Origin of the sequence: Methylobacterium sp. B1, from assembly GCF_000333255.1 — a bacterium.
GTDB lineage: Bacteria > Pseudomonadota > Alphaproteobacteria > Rhizobiales > Beijerinckiaceae > Methylobacterium > Methylobacterium fujisawaense.
The window spans coordinates 1-17,852 of sequence record NZ_BACT01000133.1; the positions used below are offsets into that span (position 1 = coordinate 1).

Annotated in this window: 12 protein-coding genes, 2 tRNA genes and 3 pseudogenes; 4 read left to right on the plus strand and 13 right to left on the minus strand. The window is 71.8% G+C overall.

From position 1 onward, the window contains the following. Positions 1 to 1,600 (plus strand): annotated as a pseudogene (locus I53_RS03975) (hypothetical protein); the annotation flags it as partial. 34 nt (positions 1,601 to 1,634) lie between these two features. Here the strand turns inward: I53_RS03975 and I53_RS03980 are convergent. The 3 genes from I53_RS03980 to I53_RS32950 form a co-directional block, all read right to left on the minus strand. Further along, the gene (locus I53_RS03980; protein WP_043346913.1) at positions 1,635 to 3,209 is read right to left on the minus strand and encodes a TROVE domain-containing protein; all 1,575 of its coding nucleotides are present in this window, start codon (positions 3,207 to 3,209) and stop codon (positions 1,635 to 1,637) included. Positions 3,210 to 3,430: 221 nt separating this feature from the next. Continuing rightward, positions 3,431 to 3,562 (minus strand) — tRNA-OTHER (locus tag I53_RS32945). Further along, a tRNA-Ser gene (locus I53_RS32950) sits at positions 3,563 to 3,630 on the minus strand. Positions 3,631 to 4,276: 646 nt separating this feature from the next. Between I53_RS32950 and I53_RS03985 the strand changes: the two genes are divergently transcribed. Beyond that, on the plus strand, positions 4,277 to 4,570 hold the full coding sequence (locus I53_RS03985; RefSeq protein ID WP_043346915.1) for a helix-turn-helix transcriptional regulator: 294 nt from the start codon (positions 4,277 to 4,279) through the stop codon (positions 4,568 to 4,570). Positions 4,571 to 4,595: 25 nt separating this feature from the next. On the opposite strand, the gene I53_RS03990 is transcribed toward I53_RS03985, so the two are convergent. The 7 genes from I53_RS03990 to ileS all read right to left on the minus strand — a co-directional run bounded on the left by I53_RS03990 (position 4,596) and on the right by ileS (position 14,435). After that, positions 4,596 to 5,369, minus strand: a complete 774-nt coding sequence (locus I53_RS03990; RefSeq protein WP_043346916.1) for a ferredoxin--NADP reductase — start codon at positions 5,367 to 5,369, stop codon at positions 4,596 to 4,598. Between the two features lie 314 nt (positions 5,370 to 5,683). Beyond that, positions 5,684 to 6,634 (minus strand): ring-cleaving dioxygenase, encoded by a 951-nt coding sequence (locus I53_RS03995; protein WP_043346919.1) that lies wholly within the window; start codon positions 6,632 to 6,634, stop codon positions 5,684 to 5,686. Positions 6,635 to 6,926: 292 nt separating this feature from the next. Further along, positions 6,927 to 8,222 carry a pitrilysin family protein gene (locus tag I53_RS04000; RefSeq protein ID WP_043346921.1) on the minus strand — a complete coding sequence of 432 codons (1,296 nt, stop codon included), beginning with the start codon at positions 8,220 to 8,222 and terminating at the stop codon, positions 6,927 to 6,929. A 106-nt stretch (positions 8,223 to 8,328) separates the two neighbouring features. After that, on the minus strand, positions 8,329 to 9,738 hold the full coding sequence (locus I53_RS04005) for a pitrilysin family protein (RefSeq protein ID WP_043346924.1): 1,410 nt from the start codon (positions 9,736 to 9,738) through the stop codon (positions 8,329 to 8,331). Positions 9,739 to 9,897: 159 nt separating this feature from the next. Continuing rightward, positions 9,898 to 10,560 (minus strand): hypothetical protein, encoded by a 663-nt coding sequence (locus I53_RS04010; protein WP_043346925.1) that lies wholly within the window; start codon positions 10,558 to 10,560, stop codon positions 9,898 to 9,900. Between the two features lie 160 nt (positions 10,561 to 10,720). Further along, the gene (gene lspA, locus I53_RS04015) at positions 10,721 to 11,236 is read right to left on the minus strand and encodes a signal peptidase II (protein WP_043346927.1); all 516 of its coding nucleotides are present in this window, start codon (positions 11,234 to 11,236) and stop codon (positions 10,721 to 10,723) included. Positions 11,237 to 11,468: 232 nt separating this feature from the next. Next, positions 11,469 to 14,435, minus strand: a complete 2,967-nt coding sequence (gene ileS, locus I53_RS04020) for an isoleucine--tRNA ligase (RefSeq protein WP_043346929.1) — start codon at positions 14,433 to 14,435, stop codon at positions 11,469 to 11,471. Positions 14,436 to 14,768: 333 nt separating this feature from the next. On the opposite strand from ileS, the gene I53_RS04025 reads away from it, so the two are divergent. Then, a complete protein-coding gene (locus I53_RS04025; RefSeq protein WP_043346930.1) occupies positions 14,769 to 15,038 on the plus strand; it encodes a hypothetical protein in 270 nt (89 codons plus the stop codon). 30 nt (positions 15,039 to 15,068) lie between these two features. Here I53_RS04025 and I53_RS04030 read toward each other — a convergent pair whose 3' ends face one another. The 3 genes and pseudogenes from I53_RS04030 to I53_RS32330 all read right to left on the minus strand — a co-directional run. After that, a complete protein-coding gene (locus I53_RS04030) occupies positions 15,069 to 16,022 on the minus strand; it encodes a DMT family transporter (RefSeq protein ID WP_043346933.1) in 954 nt (317 codons plus the stop codon). Between the two features lie 114 nt (positions 16,023 to 16,136). Further along, positions 16,137 to 16,556: a hypothetical protein gene (locus I53_RS04035; RefSeq protein WP_051044658.1), complete on the minus strand. Its 420-nt coding sequence runs from the start codon at positions 16,554 to 16,556 to the stop codon at positions 16,137 to 16,139. A 578-nt stretch (positions 16,557 to 17,134) separates the two neighbouring features. After that, positions 17,135 to 17,269, minus strand: a pseudogene (locus I53_RS32330) (aspartate transaminase); the annotation flags it as partial. Here I53_RS32330 and lysK point away from each other — a divergent pair. Further along, a pseudogene (lysK, locus tag I53_RS04040) lies at positions 17,268 to 17,852 on the plus strand (lysine--tRNA ligase); the annotation flags it as partial. The pseudogenes I53_RS32330 and lysK overlap by 2 nt on opposite strands.

A 17,852-nucleotide genomic window follows, 5' to 3' on the forward strand; every position in this document is an offset into this window, starting at 1 on the left:
CCGCCCGATCAAGGGCAGCGCCGACCTGCGCGTCGACTTCCCCCTCGATCTCAAGCACATCCCCGACCTGCCGGACCTGCCGGTGACGCTGATCGGCACGCTCGCCGACCTCTCGGTCGACAAGGTGATGGGCCGAGACAGGCTCGAGTCGGGCAAGTTCAACCTCGCCTACGACCGGGGCGCCTTCACGCTGAAGGGCGACGGCCGGGTCGCGGGCGCCCCCATGTCGGTCGACCTGCGCCAGCCGAAGGTCGGGCAGCCCGGCGAGGCGGTGGTCAACGTCTCGCTCGACGAGGCGGTCCGCGGCCGCAAGGGCCTGCCGACCGCGCCGCAGCTCACCGGCACGATCCCGGTCCGCGCGGTGGTGCCGATCGGCCGGCCGGGATCCGGCAAGCCACCGATCCGGGTCGAGGCGGATCTGGCCAAGGCCGGGATCGACGGGCTGATCCCGGGGCTCACGAAGCCCGCGGGCAAGCCGGGGCGGCTCAGCTTCACCCTCGTCGACAGCGGCCAGAGCTTCGACCTGCGCGACTTCGCCCTCGACGCGGCCCCCGCGAGCGCGCGCGGCACCGTCTCGATCACGCCCGAGGGCGGCCTGGAGCGGGCGGATCTCACCAACGTCAAGCTCTCCCCCGGCGACGACCTGCGCGTGAGCCTCGACCGGACCGGCGGCGGCTACAAGGTCGTGGTCCGGGGCGCGGTGGTCGATGCAAGGCCGTTCCTGAAATCCCTGGGCGCCCCCGATCCCAAGGGCGGCCGGGATGCGAAAGACGCGAACCCGAAGGATGTCGATGCCGACATCCAGGTGCCCATCGTCACCGGCTTCAACGAGGAGGCCCTGACCGGCGCCACCCTGAAGCTCGCCCTGCACGGGAAGACGCTGCGCGCCGCCACCATCACCGGGCGGTTCCGCGCCGCGCCCTTCGCCGCCACGGTCACCCGCGGCGAGCGCGGCGTGCCGACGCTCGCGGTGGACTCGGCCGATGCCGGCGCGACGCTGCGGTTCGTCGACGTGTACCGGCGCATGTATGGCGGCCGGCTCAATGCCGGGATCGGCCTCAACGACGGTCCGCAATCCGGCGTCGTGCAGATCCGCGACTTCATCCTGCGCAACGAGCCGGCGCTGTCGAGCATCATGGCGCAGGGCCCGGAGCCGACCGACACGGAGACGGCCCGCGGCCGCCGGGTCGCCCCGGGCCGGGGGGCGGGCGACGTCAGCTTCGATCGCATGCGCGCAAACTTCGTGCGCACCGGCACCCGCGTCGATTTCAGCGACGCGGCGATCTCGAACGCCGCCATGGGCTTCACCCTGTCGGGCTGGCTCGATACCGGCCGCGAGCGCACCGACATGACCGGCACCTTCGTGCCGCTCTACGGCCTGAACAACGTGGCCTCGCAGCTGCCCCTGCTCGGGCCGCTGCTCGGGGGCGGGCACAACGAGGGCCTGTTCGCGGTCAATTTCCGCGTCTCCGGCAAGCTCGCCTCGCCGGACGTGAGCGTGAACCCGCTCTCGGCGATCGCCCCGGGCTTCCTGCGCAAGCTGTTCAGCGCCGGCGGCGGCCCCTTCGCGGACGGGATGCAGGGGGTCCCGCAGCAATAGGGCGGGCAGCCCGGAAGAGCCGCCCGCCCCGGTCTCACGCGCGGATGAATTCCGCGATCACGGCCGGCGCCGCCGCGTCGAAGCCGACCACGTCGAGCATGCCGGGATCCGCCGGGTCGGCGATGCTGAAGCCGTTGGAGACCAGCCCCACGACCACCAGCTTCGCCGGGATCCCGGTCTTCTCCCGGTACGCCCGCAGGGCCTGGACCGGGTGGACCGACCCCGCCCAGGTCTCCGAGTCCGTGTAGACCACGAACGCGTCGGCCTTCACGCCCCGCTCCAGCGCCCAGCGCATCGGCAGGGCGCAGTCGGTGGCGCCGAACGGCAGGTCGGCGGTCGCCCGCACCGCCTGATCGAGCCGCATCGACGGGCCGATCGCCAGGGGCGTCAGACCGTCGGTGAAGCCGAGCACCTGCCAGTGCTCCTCCGTCGCCGCGGTGACGAGCACCATCGCGGCGGCCGCCTCCCGGGCCGTGAGCGTCGAGCCCGCGACCGTGCTGGCGCCCATCGAACCCGAGACGTCCAGCGCCAGCACGAGGCGCCGGCCCGTGGGCTCCACCGCGCTGAACGCCGTGTAGAACGCGGCGTTCAGCGCCTCGACGATCGCGGCCACCGGCTCCCAGGCGAGCGTGCCCCGCTGACCGCGCCCGGAGGCGTAGGTCTTGAGAGCCAGCAGCAGCGCCATCGGGTGGAGGCGCGACCGGAGGATGCGCTCCCGGTCCGACAGGACCGACCGGACGTGCTCGGTGCCCTCCGAGAAGGGCGCGAGCACCCCCGCGGCCGTCAGGCGGCCGAGCTGGCGCACGAGGGCTCCGACCGGCATCCGCTCGATCAGGGCCTCGTTCACCGCGCGGCTGCCCATCAGCCCGGTCGGCAGCGCCTCCCAGGGCAGGCCGTGCGAGCGCACCAGGGCGGCGGCCACCGCCCCGTCGATGCCCTCCGCCTGCACCTGCGCGAAGGCGTGGACGATCCCGGGGGCGGCCTCGGTCACGGTGCCGCGGCAGATCCAGTCGAACAGCGCCTTCCGGGCGGGCTCCTCCGTCTCCGGATGGGCCAGCCGCAGCAGGTCGCGGTGCGACCAGCCCTGACGGGCCCGGTACTTCACCGCCTGGAAGGCCAGGGCCTCCACGGGCTTGGCGCAGTACCAGCCGCCGACGGCCCGGCGCAGGCCCCGGCCCCAGCCGCGCATCGCCTCGACGGACGCGGCGAACTGGAACAGGTGGGTGCCGGTGCGGCAGACCCGGGGCAGGGCCGCGAGCGCCGCGCGCCGGGTCGCCAGATCCGCCGAAGCGGCCGCCAGCGCCAGGGCGAAGATCGCCGGATCCTGCTTCGGAGCCCGGCCGCCCTCGCTCACCGCCACGATGGCGGCGACCGCGCGGGCGCCGTCCTGCGCGATGCACCGCTGCACGGAAGCCGCGTTCTCGGCGGTCAGGGCGCGCGGGCTCGCGTAGTACGAGCCGCCCTCGGAGCCGAGCACCAGGAAGCGGTCGAACCGCGCCCAGTCGCCGACCGCGAAGGCGTGGCCCCCGGCTGCGTTCGGCACCGTGCCGGGGATCGGCTCCGCCTGCGGGGTGGCTCGGAGCCGGAACATCTGTGCAAGCTTCGTCATGGCGGGCTCCTCTCTGTCTCTCCTCTCTCCATCGCGGCCGATCGCCGGCCGGTGGCGCGTTTCGGCGCGCGCGGACGGGCGGGGGACGCGGCCGCAGCGCGTCGTCCTCCGCCGCTGCCGGGCGGCCGGTCTCTCGTGTCGTCGGGGGCGGGTTTCCGTCCGGCTGCGGGCGTGGCGGCGACGAAGGGCTTGTCCGATGCTCTGCTTGAGCGACGGGCCTGACGGCCCGGCGGGACTTGCACCCGCACCCCTCGGATCCCGAGAACCTTCGTCTTCCGGCCCGCGTCCGGGCGATGCGGTCGTGGCGTGAGGAACGGTGTCTGGGCGCTCTATCCGGGCTGAGCTACGGGCCTCGCGGCCCGGCGGGATTCGAACCCGCGACCTCCTCCTGCGTCAGGATAACCGTTCCTCTCCGGCCCGCATCGTCGGTCGGGATCCGCGCACGGTCGGCTCCACGATCGTCTCGCGGGGCCCTGCGGTCGTGGTGTCGGGGACGGGCATGAGCTCCGGCGACCTCGCGGCCCCCGGCGGGGATCGAACCCGCAACCTCCGCGGGACAAGCCCGCGGCGCTCTACCGATGATAACCGTCCCCTGCCGGCCCGCAGGGTCCTCGAGACGCGCGTGGGAACCGCGTCGGCGGCGCCGGGCTCCGCCCGGACGCGCTCAGCCTCTCGGGCCGAGAGCCCCGCGATACGACCGTAACGGTCGCATCAGCCCGGGACGGGCGAACGCCGCGACGCCGATTCCGTCGTGCTGTTTCATGCCAGGCTCCGTCCGAACGGGGCTGCGGGTGACGCGGGCGTGTCGATGAGGCTCGGGGGGATCCGTGACAGGGATAACCGAGCGTCTCCGGCCCGCGCCGATGAATATCAGAGGTCTGCCGGTCATGTCCGATCGAGGCGGACTGGGCGTTTCACCCCCGCGGCTCGCCGGCCGCGGACGTCCCAAGGGTGCGATAACCTCGGATCACCGGCCCGGCAGGCCGATGGCGGGGTGGATACGGCCGCGCTCGACCTGCGTCAACCGGAAACTTGAAAATTCTTTCAGTTCGGGCGATGCCGGAGCCATGATCACTGCCGCCCAGATCCGCGCCGGCCGCGGACTTCTCAAATGGACGCAAGGGGTTCTCGCGAGCCGCGCCGCGGTCTCCGTCGTCACCCTGAACATGATCGAGAGCGAACAGGTCCAGCCCCGCAACCGGACCCTCGCGGCGATCCGCACGGTCCTCGAAGGGGCGGGCATCCGCTTCGTCGGCGACGATCAGGAGGGATACGGGGCGATCCTGCGCCCCGCCCCCGCGACCGGATCCGGGGACGGGCCGGCACAGAAAAGCCCGGCGCGGCGGACCGCACCGGGCTGAACCCGAAACCGACCTGCGCGGCGGGCTACTTCTCCACGAAGGCCTTCTCGATCACGTAGTGACCGGCCTCGCCGTGGTTGCCCTCCTCGTAGCCGCGGCCCGAGAGCAGCTCGCGCGTGTCGCGGATCATGTCGGGGCTGCCGCACAGCATGAACCGGTCGTTCTCGATCGACATGTCCGGCAGGCCGATATCCTCGAACAGCTTGCCCGAGACCATGAGGTCGGTGATCCGGCCGCGGTTGCGGAACGGCTCGCGGGTCACGGTCGGGTAGTAGATCAGCTGGTTCGAGATCATCTCCCCCAGGAATTCGTGCTTGGGCAGCGTCTCGGTGATGGTCTCGCCGTAGGCGAGTTCCTGCACCTGCCGGCAGCCATGGACCAGCACGACCTTCTCGAAGCGCTCGTAAGCCTCCGGATCCTTGATGATCGACAGGAACGGCGCGAGCCCCGTGCCGGTGCCGAGCAGATAGAGGTTCTTGCCCGGCAGGAGGTTGTCGAGCACCAGGGTGCCGGTGGGCTTCTTGCCGACGATGATCGGGTCGCCGACCTTGAGATGCTGGAGCTTCGAGGTCAGCGGGCCGTCCTGGACCTTGATCGAGAAGAACTCCAGTTCCTCCTCGTAATTGGCCGAGACCACGGAATAGGCGCGCAGCAGCGGCCGGCCCTCGACCTCCAGGCCGATCATGGTGAACTCGCCGTTGCGGAACCGGAACGCCGGGTCGCGGGTCGTGCGGAACGAGAACAGATTGTCGGTCCAATGGTGGACCGACAGGACGCGCTCCTCGTAGAACTTGCTCATCGACGGATCAGCCCTCGAATCCTCTGATGCTCGGCTCACGGTCCCGACGATTCGGGGGCCGTGGTTCGGCGGATCCCCGCCGCCCCGCTCGGGCGGGGGTGGATCCTCGACGAGAGAGCCCGCCCGGATCCAGATGACACACGCGCGCTGCTTCTTTCGCAGTTGCAGCACGCCCGTCAAGGCGCGCCGGGATCACACTCGCGAAAGAAGTGAACGGCCTGGAATCGTTCGAATATTTAGCGTCTTCGCGGAAGGTCTGCAGCACCGCTCCGGACATGGGAGGGTTGCCGCCCGCCGGGCCTCGCGCGGCGCGATCAGCCGGCGGTTCCGGGGTGGAGCGGCTTCAATCCCGCCTCGATCTCGGCCCGGCGCGGCTCAAGGAAGGGCGGCAGGGCGAGGCGGTCGCCCAGGGTCTCCAGCGGCTCGTCCGCGGTGAAGCCGGGCCCATCCGTGGCGATCTCGAACAGGATGCCGTTGGGCTCGCGGAAGTAGAGGCTGCGGAAGTAGTAGCGGTCCACCGGCCCGCTGGTCGGAACCCGGGCGGCCTTGAGCCGGTCGGCCCAGCCGCCGTAATCCGCATCCGGGATGCGGAAGGCGACGTGGTGAACCGCGCCCGCGCCCTGGCGGGCCGGCGCGGACCGATCGGCCAGGAGCTGGACCTCCGCGGCCGGGCCGCCGGGCCCCATGGCGTAGACCGCCACCGGCCCGTCGCCCGTCTCGAAGACGCGGTCCCGACGCATGCCGAGCACCTCGGTCAGCACCGCGGCGGTGCGGGCCGGGTCCGGCACCGAGAGCCGGATCGGGCCGAGGCCGCGGATCTGGTAGGCCGCCGGCACCGGCGAGCCGTCCCAGGGATGCTCCGGCCCGGTCCCGCCGTCATCGACCAGGGCGAGGCGCTGACCCTCCGGATCCTCGAAGTCGAGGGTGAGGCGCCCGTCGCGCAGGGCGGGCTCGGCCTCGACGAACCCGGCCTCGCGCAGCCGGGCGTGCCACCAGGCCACTGCGCCTTCGCCGGGCACACGCAGATGCGTGCGGGTGATGCTGTTGGAGCCCCGCCGCTCCGGGGGCGCCGGCCAGTCGAAGAAGGTGATGTCCGTGCCGGGGCTCGCCAGCCCGTCCGCGTAGAACAGGTGGTAGGCCGAGACGTCATCCTGATTCACCGTCTTCTTGACGAGGCGCAGGCCCAGCGTCCCGGTGTAGAAGGCGACGTTCTCGGCCGCGCGGGCGGTCACCGCCGTGAGGTGATGGAGGCCGGTGAGGTGCATGTCGATCCGGGGGTTGACGCCGATGCGTCTCAGGTAGGGATCCCCGCCGGCACTGCGAGCACCGAGGCTTCCGGGCCGATCGACATCGCGTCGGAAGGCGCCTCGTCCGGGCGCAATCCGGTCCGGAGATGCCGACGCCGTGCGCGGGGACTGGGACAGGTCTTCCAGCCAGCCGTGCGGGCCCTGGACAGCACCTGCGAGGCTGAACGATCGACGATCGTTCAGCCTCCAGGATGAAGGGTTGGAGCGGACGGCCTCGCGGTCGACCGCCTCGATGGTCCGCTCCGAAAGCTCAGAGCCCGACCGGACGGCCGGCGGCGACCACCAGCATCTTGCCGTCCGCGAAGGTGCGGGCGGCGGCCCGGCGGATATCCGCCTGGGTCACGGCCGAGACCATGGCGTTGCGGCGGGCGATGTAGTCCATGCCGAGCTCCTCGAAGGCGATCTGCACCAGCTGGTGGGCGATCTTGGTCGAGGTGTCGAAGCCCAGGGCGTAGGAGCCGGTGAGGTAGTCCTTGGCCTTCTGCAATTCGTCGTCGTCCGGCCCGTCGGTGATGAGCCGGCCGATCTCGTCGCCGATCACCGACAGCGCCTCGCCGACGCGCTCGTTCTTGGTGGCGGTGTAGCCCCAGGTCATCGCGGCGGACCGGTGGCTGACCAGGGAGGTCCCCACCGAGTAGGCCAGCCCGCGCTTCTCGCGCACCTCCTGGAACAGGCGGGACGTGAAGGCGCCGCCCCCGAGGATGTGGTTCAGCACGTAGGCCGGGATGAAATCCGGGTCCCGCCAGGGCACGCCGGCCATGCCGAACCGGATCACCGACTGGGGCACGTCGAGGTCGACGACGATGCGGCGGCCGAGATCCTGGACCTCGGTCCGCGGCACCGCCTTCAGCGCCCCGGCCTCGGGGAGCGCCCCGAAGGCGCGGTTCAGACCCTCGGCGAGCTGCTCCGCCCCGATGGCGCCGACGGCCGCGACCTTGACCCGGCCGCGCCCGATGATGCGGGCATGCATCTCCAGCAGGTCCTCGCGGGTGATCGCCGCGACGCTCTCCACGGTGCCTGAGGAGGGTCGGGCGTAGGGGTGGCCGGCGAAGGCCTCCTTGAAGAAGCGCCGCGAGGCCAGGACGCCCGGATCGTTCTGCTGGTAGCGCAGGCCGGCGATGATCTGGGCCCGAACCCGCTCGATCGCGTCCGGATCGAAGCGGGGCTTGGCCAGCGCCAGGGCGAGGAGGGCGATGCCCTCGTCGGCATGCTTGACCAGCATCTTCAGCGAGCCGCCGACCGCGTCGGCGCCGGCATGGAAGGACAGTTCGATGGCCCGGGCGGCCAGCCGCTCCTGGAACAGATCGGAGGTGAGGTCGCCCGCCCCTTCATCGAGGAGCCGCGCCAGCATCTGGGCGCAGCCGGCCTTGCCCGCCGGGTCCTGGGCGGCGCCGCCCTCGAAGGTGAAGGCGAGGGCGATCATCGGCACCACCGGCGATTCGACGTGCCACGCCTCGATGCCGGCGGCGGTCGTCACCGGCAGCGCCGTCGTGGGCGACGTGGCGGCGGGGGCGGCGGTCTCGACCAGAGTCTCGGCCAAGCTCATTGGAACCTCTTGTCTCTTTCTCGGGCGACGGCGGAGCGGGCCAAGGCTCCCGTTCGGCACACGCCCCGTGCCGGCCCTCCGAGGGCCGGGCGGGACGCGCCCGGGGCTACTCGGCGGCCATCGCGACCGGGGCGTCCGGATCCTGCGCCTTGGTCAGGTAGCCGGTCACCGAGCGGGCCGGCGTCAGCCAGCGCTCGGCGGCGGTCTTGAGGCGGTCCTGCGTCACCCCCTCGATATCGGTCGGCCAGCGGCGGACCTCCTCGATGGTCTCGCCGATCGCGAGCGCAGACCCGTAGATGCGCGCCAGCGACGACTGGCTGTCGGAGGAGTACACGGTCTCGGCCACGAGGCGGGTCTTGGCCCGCTCGATCGCCTCGGCGTCCAGGGCCTCTGCGGGCGCGCGGCGCAGCACCTTGTCGACGGCCTCCTCCAGCTTCTCCAGCGGCACGCCCTCGGCGGGCACCGCGTAGACGGAGAAGCGGGTGTCGTCGATCGCCGAGCCCATGTACCAAGCGCCGGCATTCACCGCGAGGCCGCTCTCCATGACCAGCTTGCGGTAGAGGTAGGAGGTCGAGCCGCCGCCCAGCACCTCGGCGAGGAGTTCCAGGTCGTGGCAGCCGCCGTCGCGGGCGGTGATGCAGGAGGGCGTGAGGTAGAGCCGCTGCAGGGTCGGCTGCTCCACCTTCGGGTCGGCCACGGCGACGCGGCGCAGCGCCTTCGGCTCCGGCTCCCGCGCCCGCAGGCGCTCGGGCCGGGCGCCCTGGGGCGTCACGCGGCCGTAGGTGTCCTCGGCGAGGCGACGCACCTCGTCCGGGGTGACGTCGCCCGCGACCACCAGGATGGCGTTCTCGGGGGTGTAGAAGCGCTTGTAGTAGGCGAGCGCATGCTCGCGGTTCAGGCCCTCGATCTCGTGCATCCAGCCGATGATCGGGATGCCGTAGGGATGGTGCACGAACAGGCCGGCGGCCATCGCCTCGGAGAGCTGCGCGGAGGGGTCGGTCTCGACCCGCATGCGGCGCTCCTCCAGCACCACGTCGCGCTCGGGAGCCACGACGGCATCGTCGAGGACGAGGCCGCTCATCCGGTCCGCCTCGAACGCCATCATGGTGCCGAGATGATCCCGGGCGACCCGCTGGAAATAGGCCGTGTAGTCGTAGCTGGTGAAGGCGTTCTCCTGGCCGCCCAGGCCCGACACCGCCTTGGAGAAGGCCCCGACGGGGTGTTTCTCGGTGCCCTTGAACATCAGGTGCTCGAGGAAGTGGGCGATGCCCGACTGGCCGAGGGGATCATCGGCCGAGCCGTTGCGGTACCAGATCATGTGGGTGGCGACGGGGGCCCGGTGGTCGGGGACGACCACCACGTCGAGGCCGTTGTCGAGGGTGAAGGCCGTCACTTCCGGTCCGCCCGCCTCGGAACGCCCGAACGGCGCGGCCTCGCCCCGGCCGGCGCTGCCGCCGAAGGACGAACCCGGACGCAGCGGGAAGAGGTGGGGCGTCGCCTTCCTGAACAGGTGCATTCCGCTTTCCTTCTGCCGGCCCCGGATCGAAGCGTTCCACGACAGGACGCGTTCGTGGTTCGGGGCCGTCCTGGTCTCCGGTGGGCAAGAGCCGTACCGGGACGATCATCTCATGTTGCCATGCCGCGTCGTCGTTGCAACGGCGACACGGCGCCCCCGTCACTGCTGCGCGCGCTTCCGGAGATACGCGCCGGGATCCGCCTCTTCGCGTTCGCGGCTGGCGTTGTTGATCGGGTCGCTCGACGGCGGGCGGGCCAGCTTCTTGGGCGACTGGCGGTATCCGGTCGGCGGATCCGTGAGCGTGTCGCGGCTCGGCTCGATGTCGGACGGCTCGGCATTGGCGCTCTTGCCCTTCAGGAGCTCGAAGGGGCTGAGCAGGCTGTCGTCGCGGTTGTTGTCGCCGGGCTTCCGCTCGGCCGTGGTCGTGAGGCCCGCCCCGGCGCGGCGGCCGCCGCGCATCTCATCCACGGAGAGCGTCGCGTTGTTGTCGTCGTAGCGGCCCTGGGCCTGGGCGCCCCTGGGATTACGCCGCTCCACGGCGGCGCGCTCGCGCTCGACGATCTCGGGATCCTTCGGCCACGCGGTGCTGGTGGAGCGCGCCCGGGGCTGGGGCAGGGCCTTGCCGTCGATCTTGGGCGGCATCACCAGCGGCGGGCGCTCGTGATAGTCGATCGGATCCTGGCGCTTCTCCAAGAGGCCGATGCCCGACAGCGCGTCGCGCATGAATTCGCCGCGCTCCTGCGCCTGCGCGGTGCCGGCGCAGAGCGGGGCCAGGACGACCGCGGCGGAGAGGAGGGGACGAAGCCTGCTATGCCCGGTCATGCTGCCTCACGGGTTCCGGACGGAGCGTCCGGCTCTGGGATGACCGCGGCGCGGCCTGATCCGACGGGTTCCGGCCTGAGACCGGTTTCCGGCGATCGTATGGCGCCTTGGCCACGTTGCGCCAGGGCAGGCATGCAGGTGGACCTGTGTGTTGCGCGGATCACAGGCGCGGCGCGGGGTCGCCCTGCGACGGAAGCGGCCGCTCCTTGCGGCTGTCCGGGGACAGGCTGTCGAGGATCAGGCCGATCACGCCGGCCACGATCGCCGCATCGGCGACGTTGAACACGTACCAGGACCAGCCGCCGGCATGCAGGTGGACGAAGTCGAACACCGCCCCGTAGGCGGCCCGGTCGATGGCGTTGCCGAGCGCCCCGCCGACGATGAGCCCCAGGGCGACGCCGAGGAGCCGCGAGCCGGCCCGGCGCATCCAGATCCCGAGGCCGATCGCGGCGGCGAGCGACAGGACCACGAGGAGCCAGCGCCCGATCCCGCCCTCCTGCTGGAACAGGCCGTAGGAGACGCCCCGGTTCCAGACCACGACGAAGTCGACGAACGGCGCCAGCCGCCAGGGCTGGGTCAGCACGAGGTCGGTGCCGAAATAGAGGCCGAGCTTGGAGGCCTGGTCGAGGAGCAGGGTGAGGAGGAGGGCCAGAAGGCCGGCGCGGAAGGGGGTCACGGGCGCCGACCCCGCGACCCGTGCCGTGCGGGCGCATCGCCCTCTCCCCTCTGCGGGGGAGGGTACCCTGCGCAGCAGCGGGAGAGAGGGGAGCGACGGCGCAGAGAAAGGCTGTGGGCTTCAAGACGGTCGCGCCGCGACCGGAAGCCGGGCTCCCCTCTGCCGACCCTCGCGGACGCGAGGGCCACTCTCCCCCGCAGGGAGGAGAGGGAGAGCACCGTCGCGCGCCTCTTCACGCCGCGCTCGCCTCCGGATGCGCCGCGTCCCACTCGCGCAGGGCCCGGGCGTCGCGGGGGGTCACGTCCGGATAGTCCGGATCGCTGCCAACGCTGGGGCTCACCCGCCAGGAGCGGGCGCATTTGCGCCCCTCGGCCGGGCTCGGCACCACGGCGACGCCGCGGATCTCGTCGAGGCGGAAGGCGTCGGCCGGCCCCTCGCCCGCCACCACGGTGATGTCCGAGGTGATGCAGGTGTCGGCGAAGTCGCAGCCCTCGAGCGCGGCGAGCAACTCGGGATCCGCGACGTAGACAAGCGGGGCCGCCTCCAGGCTCGCGCCGATGCGCTTCGCCGCGCGCTCGATCTCCAGGGCGCCGGTCACGACCCGCCGCACCCGCCGGATCTTGTGCCAGCGCTCCGCGAGGGCGGCGTCGAGCCACGCGGCCGGGGTCTCCGGCAGCGTCTGGAGATGCACCGAGCCGTCCTCGGACGGGTAGCGGTCGAGCCACGCCTCCTCGGCCGTGAAGGCGAGCACCGGGGCGAGCCAGATCGCCACCCGCCGGAAGGCCTCGTCGATCACCTGCAGCGCCGCCCGGCGGCGGACCGAGGAGATCGGATCGCAGTACAGGGCATCCTTGCGGACATCGAAGTAGAAGGACGACAGGTCGCCGGTCATGAAGCCGTTGAGCAGCGCCACCACCCGCTTGGTGTCGAAGGCCGCGTAGGCCTCGCGGATCTCGCCGTCGAGCTCGGCGAGCCGGTGCAGGATCAACCGCTCCAGCTCCGGCATGTCCGCGTAGGCCACGTCGTCGCCCTGAACCCGGTGGGCCAGCGAGCCCAGCATCCACCGCAGGGAGTTGCGCAGCTTCCGGTAGGTCTCCGCGAAGGTCTTGATGATCTCCGGCCCGATGCGCAGGTCGTCGGTGTAGTCGGAGGCGGCGACCCACAGGCGCAGGATGTCGGCCCCCGAATCCTTGATGACGCTCTGCGGCGCGACGACGTTGCCCTTGGACTTCGACATCTTCAGGCCCTTGCCGTCGAGCACGAAGCCGTGGGTCAGGACGATGTCGTAGGGCGCCCGGCCGCGGGTCCCGGCGGATTCGAGCAGCGAGGACTGGAACCAGCCGCGGTGCTGGTCGGAGCCCTCCAGGTACATGACCCGGTCCCGCCCGCCGTCGCGGACGCGCTGGACCCCGGCGAGGCCCGGGAAGGCCTCCGGATCGTCCAGCACGAAGGCGTGGGTCGAGCCCGAATCGAACCAGACGTCGAGGACGTCGGTGACCTTGTCGTAGGCGGCCGGGTCGTGGTCCGGCGCCAGGAAGCGCTGGGCGGCGTCGTCCTGGAACCACGCGTCGGCGCCCTCGGCCGCGAAGGCGTCGCGGATGCGGGCGTTGACGCGCTCATCCTTCAGGATCTCGGCCGTCTCCCGGTGGACGAACACAGTGATCGGCACGCCCCAGGCGCGCTGGCGCGAGACCACCCAGTCCGGCCGGTTGGCGACCATGCCGGTGATGCGGTTCTTGCCCTGGGCCGGCACCCACTGGGTGTCGTCGATGCCCTGAAGGGCCACCTCGCGGAGCGTCCGGTCGCCGAGCAAATCCACCGGCCGGTCCATGGCGATGAACCATTGCGGCGTGTTGCGGAAGATCACCGGCTTCTTGGAGCGCCAGGAATGCGGGTATTGGTGGCGCAGCACCCCGCGGGCGATCAGCGCCCCGGCCTCGGTCAGCGCGGCGATGACCGCCTTGTTGGCGTCGCCCTTCTCGCCCTTGGCGGTGAGCACGCGGGTGCCGGTGAAGCCCGGGGCGGCCTCCGTGAGCACGCCGTCCGCATCCACCGTGTAGGGGATGGTCGTGTCGATGCCGCGCTCGCGCAGCGACCGGCCGCTCGCCATCCAGAGCTCGAAATCCTCGCGGCCGTGGCTCGGCGCCGTGTGGACGAAGCCCGTGCCGGACTCGTCCGTGACATGGTCGCCGTCGAGCATCGGCACCGCGAAGCCGTAGCCGCGCTGGGCCAGGGGATGGTCCAGGGTGAGGGCGGCGAGCATCGCCGGGCTCACGTCGCCGACGCGCGCGAACGCCTCGACGCGGGCGGCCTTGAACACGGTCGCGGCCAGGCTGTCGGCGAGGACATAGGTCTGGCCGGGGGTCGCCCAGTTGTCGGCCGGCGCCTCGGTGACCCGATACAGCCCGTAGGCGATCTTCTTGGAGTAGGCGACCGCGCGGTTGCCCGGGATCGTCCAGGGGGTGGTCGTCCAGATCACCACCCGGGCCTGCGCGAGATCACCCTCGGCGCCGGACCGGATCGGAAAAGCACAAAAAATCGTGTCGCTGACGTGCTCCTCGTACTCGACCTCCGCCTCGGCCAGCGCGGTCTTCTCCACCACCGACCACATCACGGGCTTCGAGCCACGATAGAGCTGGCCGCTCATCGAGAACTTCATCAGCTCGTCGGCGATCACCGCCTCGGCCGGGTACGCCATGGTCGCGTAGGGATGGTCCCAGTCGCCGGTGACGCCGAGCCGCTTGAACTCCTCGCGCTGCACGTCGAGCCAGTGGGCCGCGAAGGTCCGGCATTCCTGCCGGAACTCGATCACCGGCACGTCGTCCTTGTTGCGGCCCTTGGCGCGGTACTGCTCCTCGATCTTCCACTCGATCGGCAGGCCGTGGCAGTCCCAGCCCGGGACGTAGTTGGCGTCGAAGCCGAGGGCGGTCTGCGAACGGACCACCACGTCCTTGAGGATCTTGTTGAGCGCCGTGCCGATGTGGATGTTGCCGTTGGCGTAGGGCGGGCCGTCGTGGAGCACGAATTTCGGCCGGCCCTGGCCGCCGGCGCGCAGCTTCCCGTAGAGGTCCATCCGCTTCCAGCGCTCGATGAACAGCGGCTCGCGCACCGGCAGGCCGGCGCGCATCGGGAACTCGGTCTGCGGCAGGAACAGGGTCTTGGAATAGTCGCGGGCGGGCGCGGTCTCGGGGGTCGTCATCGGATCTCGCATCGGCGGTCGGGCCGGCGAAAGGCCGGCGGAATCGGGTCAGGCGGCAGGAGGATCCCGGACCTCCGCGCGGCCGCGCCGAAGCGGGCCCTCAGGCGGAGGCCGGGCCGGTAATTCGGATCGGGCGGCCGAAGCCGCGCAGGGCGCGCGAAGCGTGCATGACCCGTTCTCTATCAGCCGCTCCGGCCCGAGGCCAGCGGCAGCGCGGATCACGCGCCCGTGACCGCGGATGGGACCAATCGGCGCCTGAACCGTTGAACAGGCACATCCTCCGCGCCCCGAGGCGGCGCGGAGACTCCCAGACCGTATGACCGGAGCAGACCCATGAAGAAGCTACTGATCACGACCCTCGCCCTCGCGCCCCTCGCCTTTGCCGGCGCCGCGCAGGCCCAGGGCACGGCCCGCGGCGCCCAGCGGGGTGCCGAGGATGGCGCGGCTGCGGCCGGTCCTGTGGGCGGGGTCGTCGGTGGCGCGGTGGGCGCAGCCACCGGCACGGTCGGCGGCGTGCTCGGCACCGATCCGGATCCGGCCCGGCGTGCGCGCGAGAACCGCCGCGAGGAGCGGATGGAGCGCCAGGAGCGCATGGGCCGCTGACCCGATCCGTCACCGGACCGTCCGGCCGCCTCAGGCGGCCGGACGCGTGTCCCGGCGGATCGTCTCCTGCGCCAGGAGATACAGGCCCGAGCCGACGACGATCATGGCGCCCGCCACGGTCCAGCGGCTCGGAACGTCGCCGAACAGCAGGAAGCCCAGCGTCACCGACCACAGCAGCTGCGTGTAGATGAACGGTGCCAGCACGTTGGCCGGGGCCCGGGCATGGGCCATCACCAGCAGCCAGTGGCCCAGCGTCCCGAACAGCGCGACCCCGAACAGCAGGGCCCAGTGGGTCAGGCTCGCCGGGCTCGTCCAGATCCAGGGCAGGAGCGGGGCCATCAGCGCGAGGCCCGCGAGCCCCGTGTAGAACATGGTCGTGGCGGTCGAATCGTAGGCCGCGAGCTTGCGCGTGATGATCGCGTAGAAGGCGTAGACCACGACGTTGGCGACGCACAGCAGCGCGGCCGGATGCATCCCGCCCACGCCCGGGCGCACGATCACCAGCACCCCCAGGAAGCCGACGCCGATCGCCATGAGCCGCGCCCGCGACGACCACTCGCCGAGCAGCGGCCCGGCGAGCAGCGCCACGGTGAGCGGCGCGGCGAACTGGATCGAGATCGTCTCGGCGAGTTGCAGGTAGCGCAGGGCCAGGAAGTTCAGGGCCGTGGAGGCGAAGAGCAGCAGCGAGCGGACGATCTGCAACGGCAGCCGCCGGCTCTTCACCACGCCCGGCGTGCGCACCGGGTTGATGAACAGGGAGATCATGGCGACGCTGGCCGCGTAGCGCATGAAGGTGGTGACCAGCGGGTCGACGCCGGCCCGCGCCAGGGTCTTGCCGCAGGCATCGAGGCTGGCGAAGAAGGCGACGGCCCCGCACATCAGCGCGATGCCGACGATCCGTCGGCGGCCGGCGAGGTCGACCTCCGGAGCGGCGCGCGGCGCGCCGATGTCATCGGGGACGGAGGTCGCGACCTGCGTGCTCATGCCTGACCCATCTCGGTAGAGGCCGGTTCACTGCCACGCCCGGCGCTTCGCCGGTATCCGCCGCCGCGCAGGGGAACCATGCAGCCCGCACGATCGCCCGGGCCGGGGCGGAGCTCAGCGCTTCACCGCGGCCTTCTCGGCGGAGGCCGTCTTCTCGGCGGAGGCCGTCTTCTCGGCGGAGGCCGTCTTCTCGGCGGAGGCCGTCTTGGTCGCGGTCTTGGCGAGCTTCGGCTTGGGCGGCGTGGCGCCGGCGATCAGGGCAGCCAGATGCGACTGGTCGAGCCCCGGAGCGGCGCGCGCGGCCGCCACCGGAACCGCCGCCGCAGGGGCCGGCACCGAGGCGGGGACCAGCGCGGCGGCCCGCTCGACCCGGCGCGGCTCGATGGAGCCGGTCACGGTCGGTTCGGCCGGGCGCGCCGTTGCGGTGGCGGGCGCGGCAGACTCGCGCTGCACGCGCAAGGTCCAGTGGGCGGCGGTGGAGAGCGCGGCGATGCCGAGGATCGCCTTGATGCCGCTGGTGAGCAGGGCTCGCATGGTCGTCAGGCCCGAGAGAACGCGGTTACGCGGAACCGGATCCCCGGCCCGGACGCATCATCGCGCGGGAGCGTGAACGAAGCCGCAACCGTCGCGTTCGGCCCTGTCCCGGAACGGGTCAGATCGCGGCGTCGGGACGGCTCCGGCGCTCGGTCGACGGGGAATCTTGTGGGCCTTGCGCCGAACCCGCGGTTCCTGTTCCCCGCGCTCCCGACACTCCTGCAGCGACTCGGCCCACTGAGCCTCACAGGAACGGTCCAGAGAACTGGTCCGGACCGCCCCGTCACTGCCGACCCCGCTGCCATGCAGGCCCGAGCGGGCTCGCGAAACCTTCAGGCGCATCGGCCGCTGGGGACAGCCCGTGTAGAGGGTGACAGCCGAGCCGGCAACAGAGGCGGGACCGTTTCGGTGGCCCGCGCGGCGATCCGTGCGCCGCCGCGGCCGCGGCGAAGCGTATCAGCGGGCCCCGCGGCCGACCGGAGGGCGCCCCCGAGAGCGCGGGCAAGAGCGCGGGCGCGAGCCCCGTCACGCCGAGCGCGGACCGGGGTCCGCGCCCGGGAAGGATCGCCCGGAGGGCCCTACCGCAGCGAGCCGCAGAAGCGCTGGATACGCCGGCAGGCCTCCTCCAGCACCGCGTTCGACGTCGCGTAGGAGATGCGCAGGTTCGGGCCGAGCCCGAAGGCCGAGCCATGCACCGCGGCCACGCCCTCGGAGCGCTACGACGCCGTCATGGAGATCATGCTGCCGTCCCTGCGGGCCGAGCGCTCGGCGAGCTACTCCCCGTTCCTGCCGCTCCACCCGGTCACCGGCCACGTGATGCAGGTGCCGATCGACGCGGTGAACGCCGGCAGCGGCACCATCGCGTGGCGCGATCCCGCCACGGGCGAGCGCTACGAGACCCCGGTGACCGGCGGCCACGCCAAGCTGCAATGGAAGCCCGACTGGGCGATGCGCTGGGTGGCGCTGGGCGTCGATTACGAGATGGCCGGCAAGGACCTGATCGATTCGGTCAAGCTCTCCGCCAAGATCGCCCGGGCGCTCGGCGGCGAGCCGCCGGAGGGCTTCAACTACGAGCTGTTCCTCGACGAGAAGGGCCAGAAGATCTCGAAGTCGAAGGGCAACGGCCTGACCATCGACGAGTGGCTCAAGTACGGCACGCCGGAATCGCTCGCCCTGTTCATGTACAACAAGCCGCGCGAGGCCAAGCGTCTGTTCTTCGACGTGATCCCCCGGCACGTCGACGAGTATATCGGCTTCCTCGACCGCTATGCCGGCCAGGACGCGAAGCTCCGCCTC

Bases quoted from the DNA above. Each gene is read 5' to 3' on its own strand.
- I53_RS03980 (WP_043346913.1), bottom strand. From the start codon at position 3,209: ATGACGAAGCTTGCACAGATGTTCCGGCTCCGAGCCACCCCGCAGGCG.
- I53_RS03985 (WP_043346915.1), top strand. From the start codon at position 4,277: ATGATCACTGCCGCCCAGATCCGCGCCGGCCGCGGACTTCTCAAATGG.
- I53_RS03990 (WP_043346916.1), bottom strand. From the start codon at position 5,369: ATGAGCAAGTTCTACGAGGAGCGCGTCCTGTCGGTCCACCATTGGACC.
- I53_RS03995 (WP_043346919.1), bottom strand. From the start codon at position 6,634: ATGCACCTCACCGGCCTCCATCACCTCACGGCGGTGACCGCCCGCGCG.
- I53_RS04000 (WP_043346921.1), bottom strand. From the start codon at position 8,222: ATGAGCTTGGCCGAGACTCTGGTCGAGACCGCCGCCCCCGCCGCCACG.
- I53_RS04005 (WP_043346924.1), bottom strand. From the start codon at position 9,738: ATGCACCTGTTCAGGAAGGCGACGCCCCACCTCTTCCCGCTGCGTCCG.
- I53_RS04010 (WP_043346925.1), bottom strand. From the start codon at position 10,560: ATGACCGGGCATAGCAGGCTTCGTCCCCTCCTCTCCGCCGCGGTCGTC.
- ileS (WP_043346929.1), bottom strand. From the start codon at position 14,435: ATGACGACCCCCGAGACCGCGCCCGCCCGCGACTATTCCAAGACCCTG.
- I53_RS04025 (WP_043346930.1), top strand. From the start codon at position 14,769: ATGAAGAAGCTACTGATCACGACCCTCGCCCTCGCGCCCCTCGCCTTT.
- I53_RS04030 (WP_043346933.1), bottom strand. From the start codon at position 16,022: ATGAGCACGCAGGTCGCGACCTCCGTCCCCGATGACATCGGCGCGCCG.
- I53_RS04035 (WP_051044658.1), bottom strand. From the start codon at position 16,556: ATGCGAGCCCTGCTCACCAGCGGCATCAAGGCGATCCTCGGCATCGCC.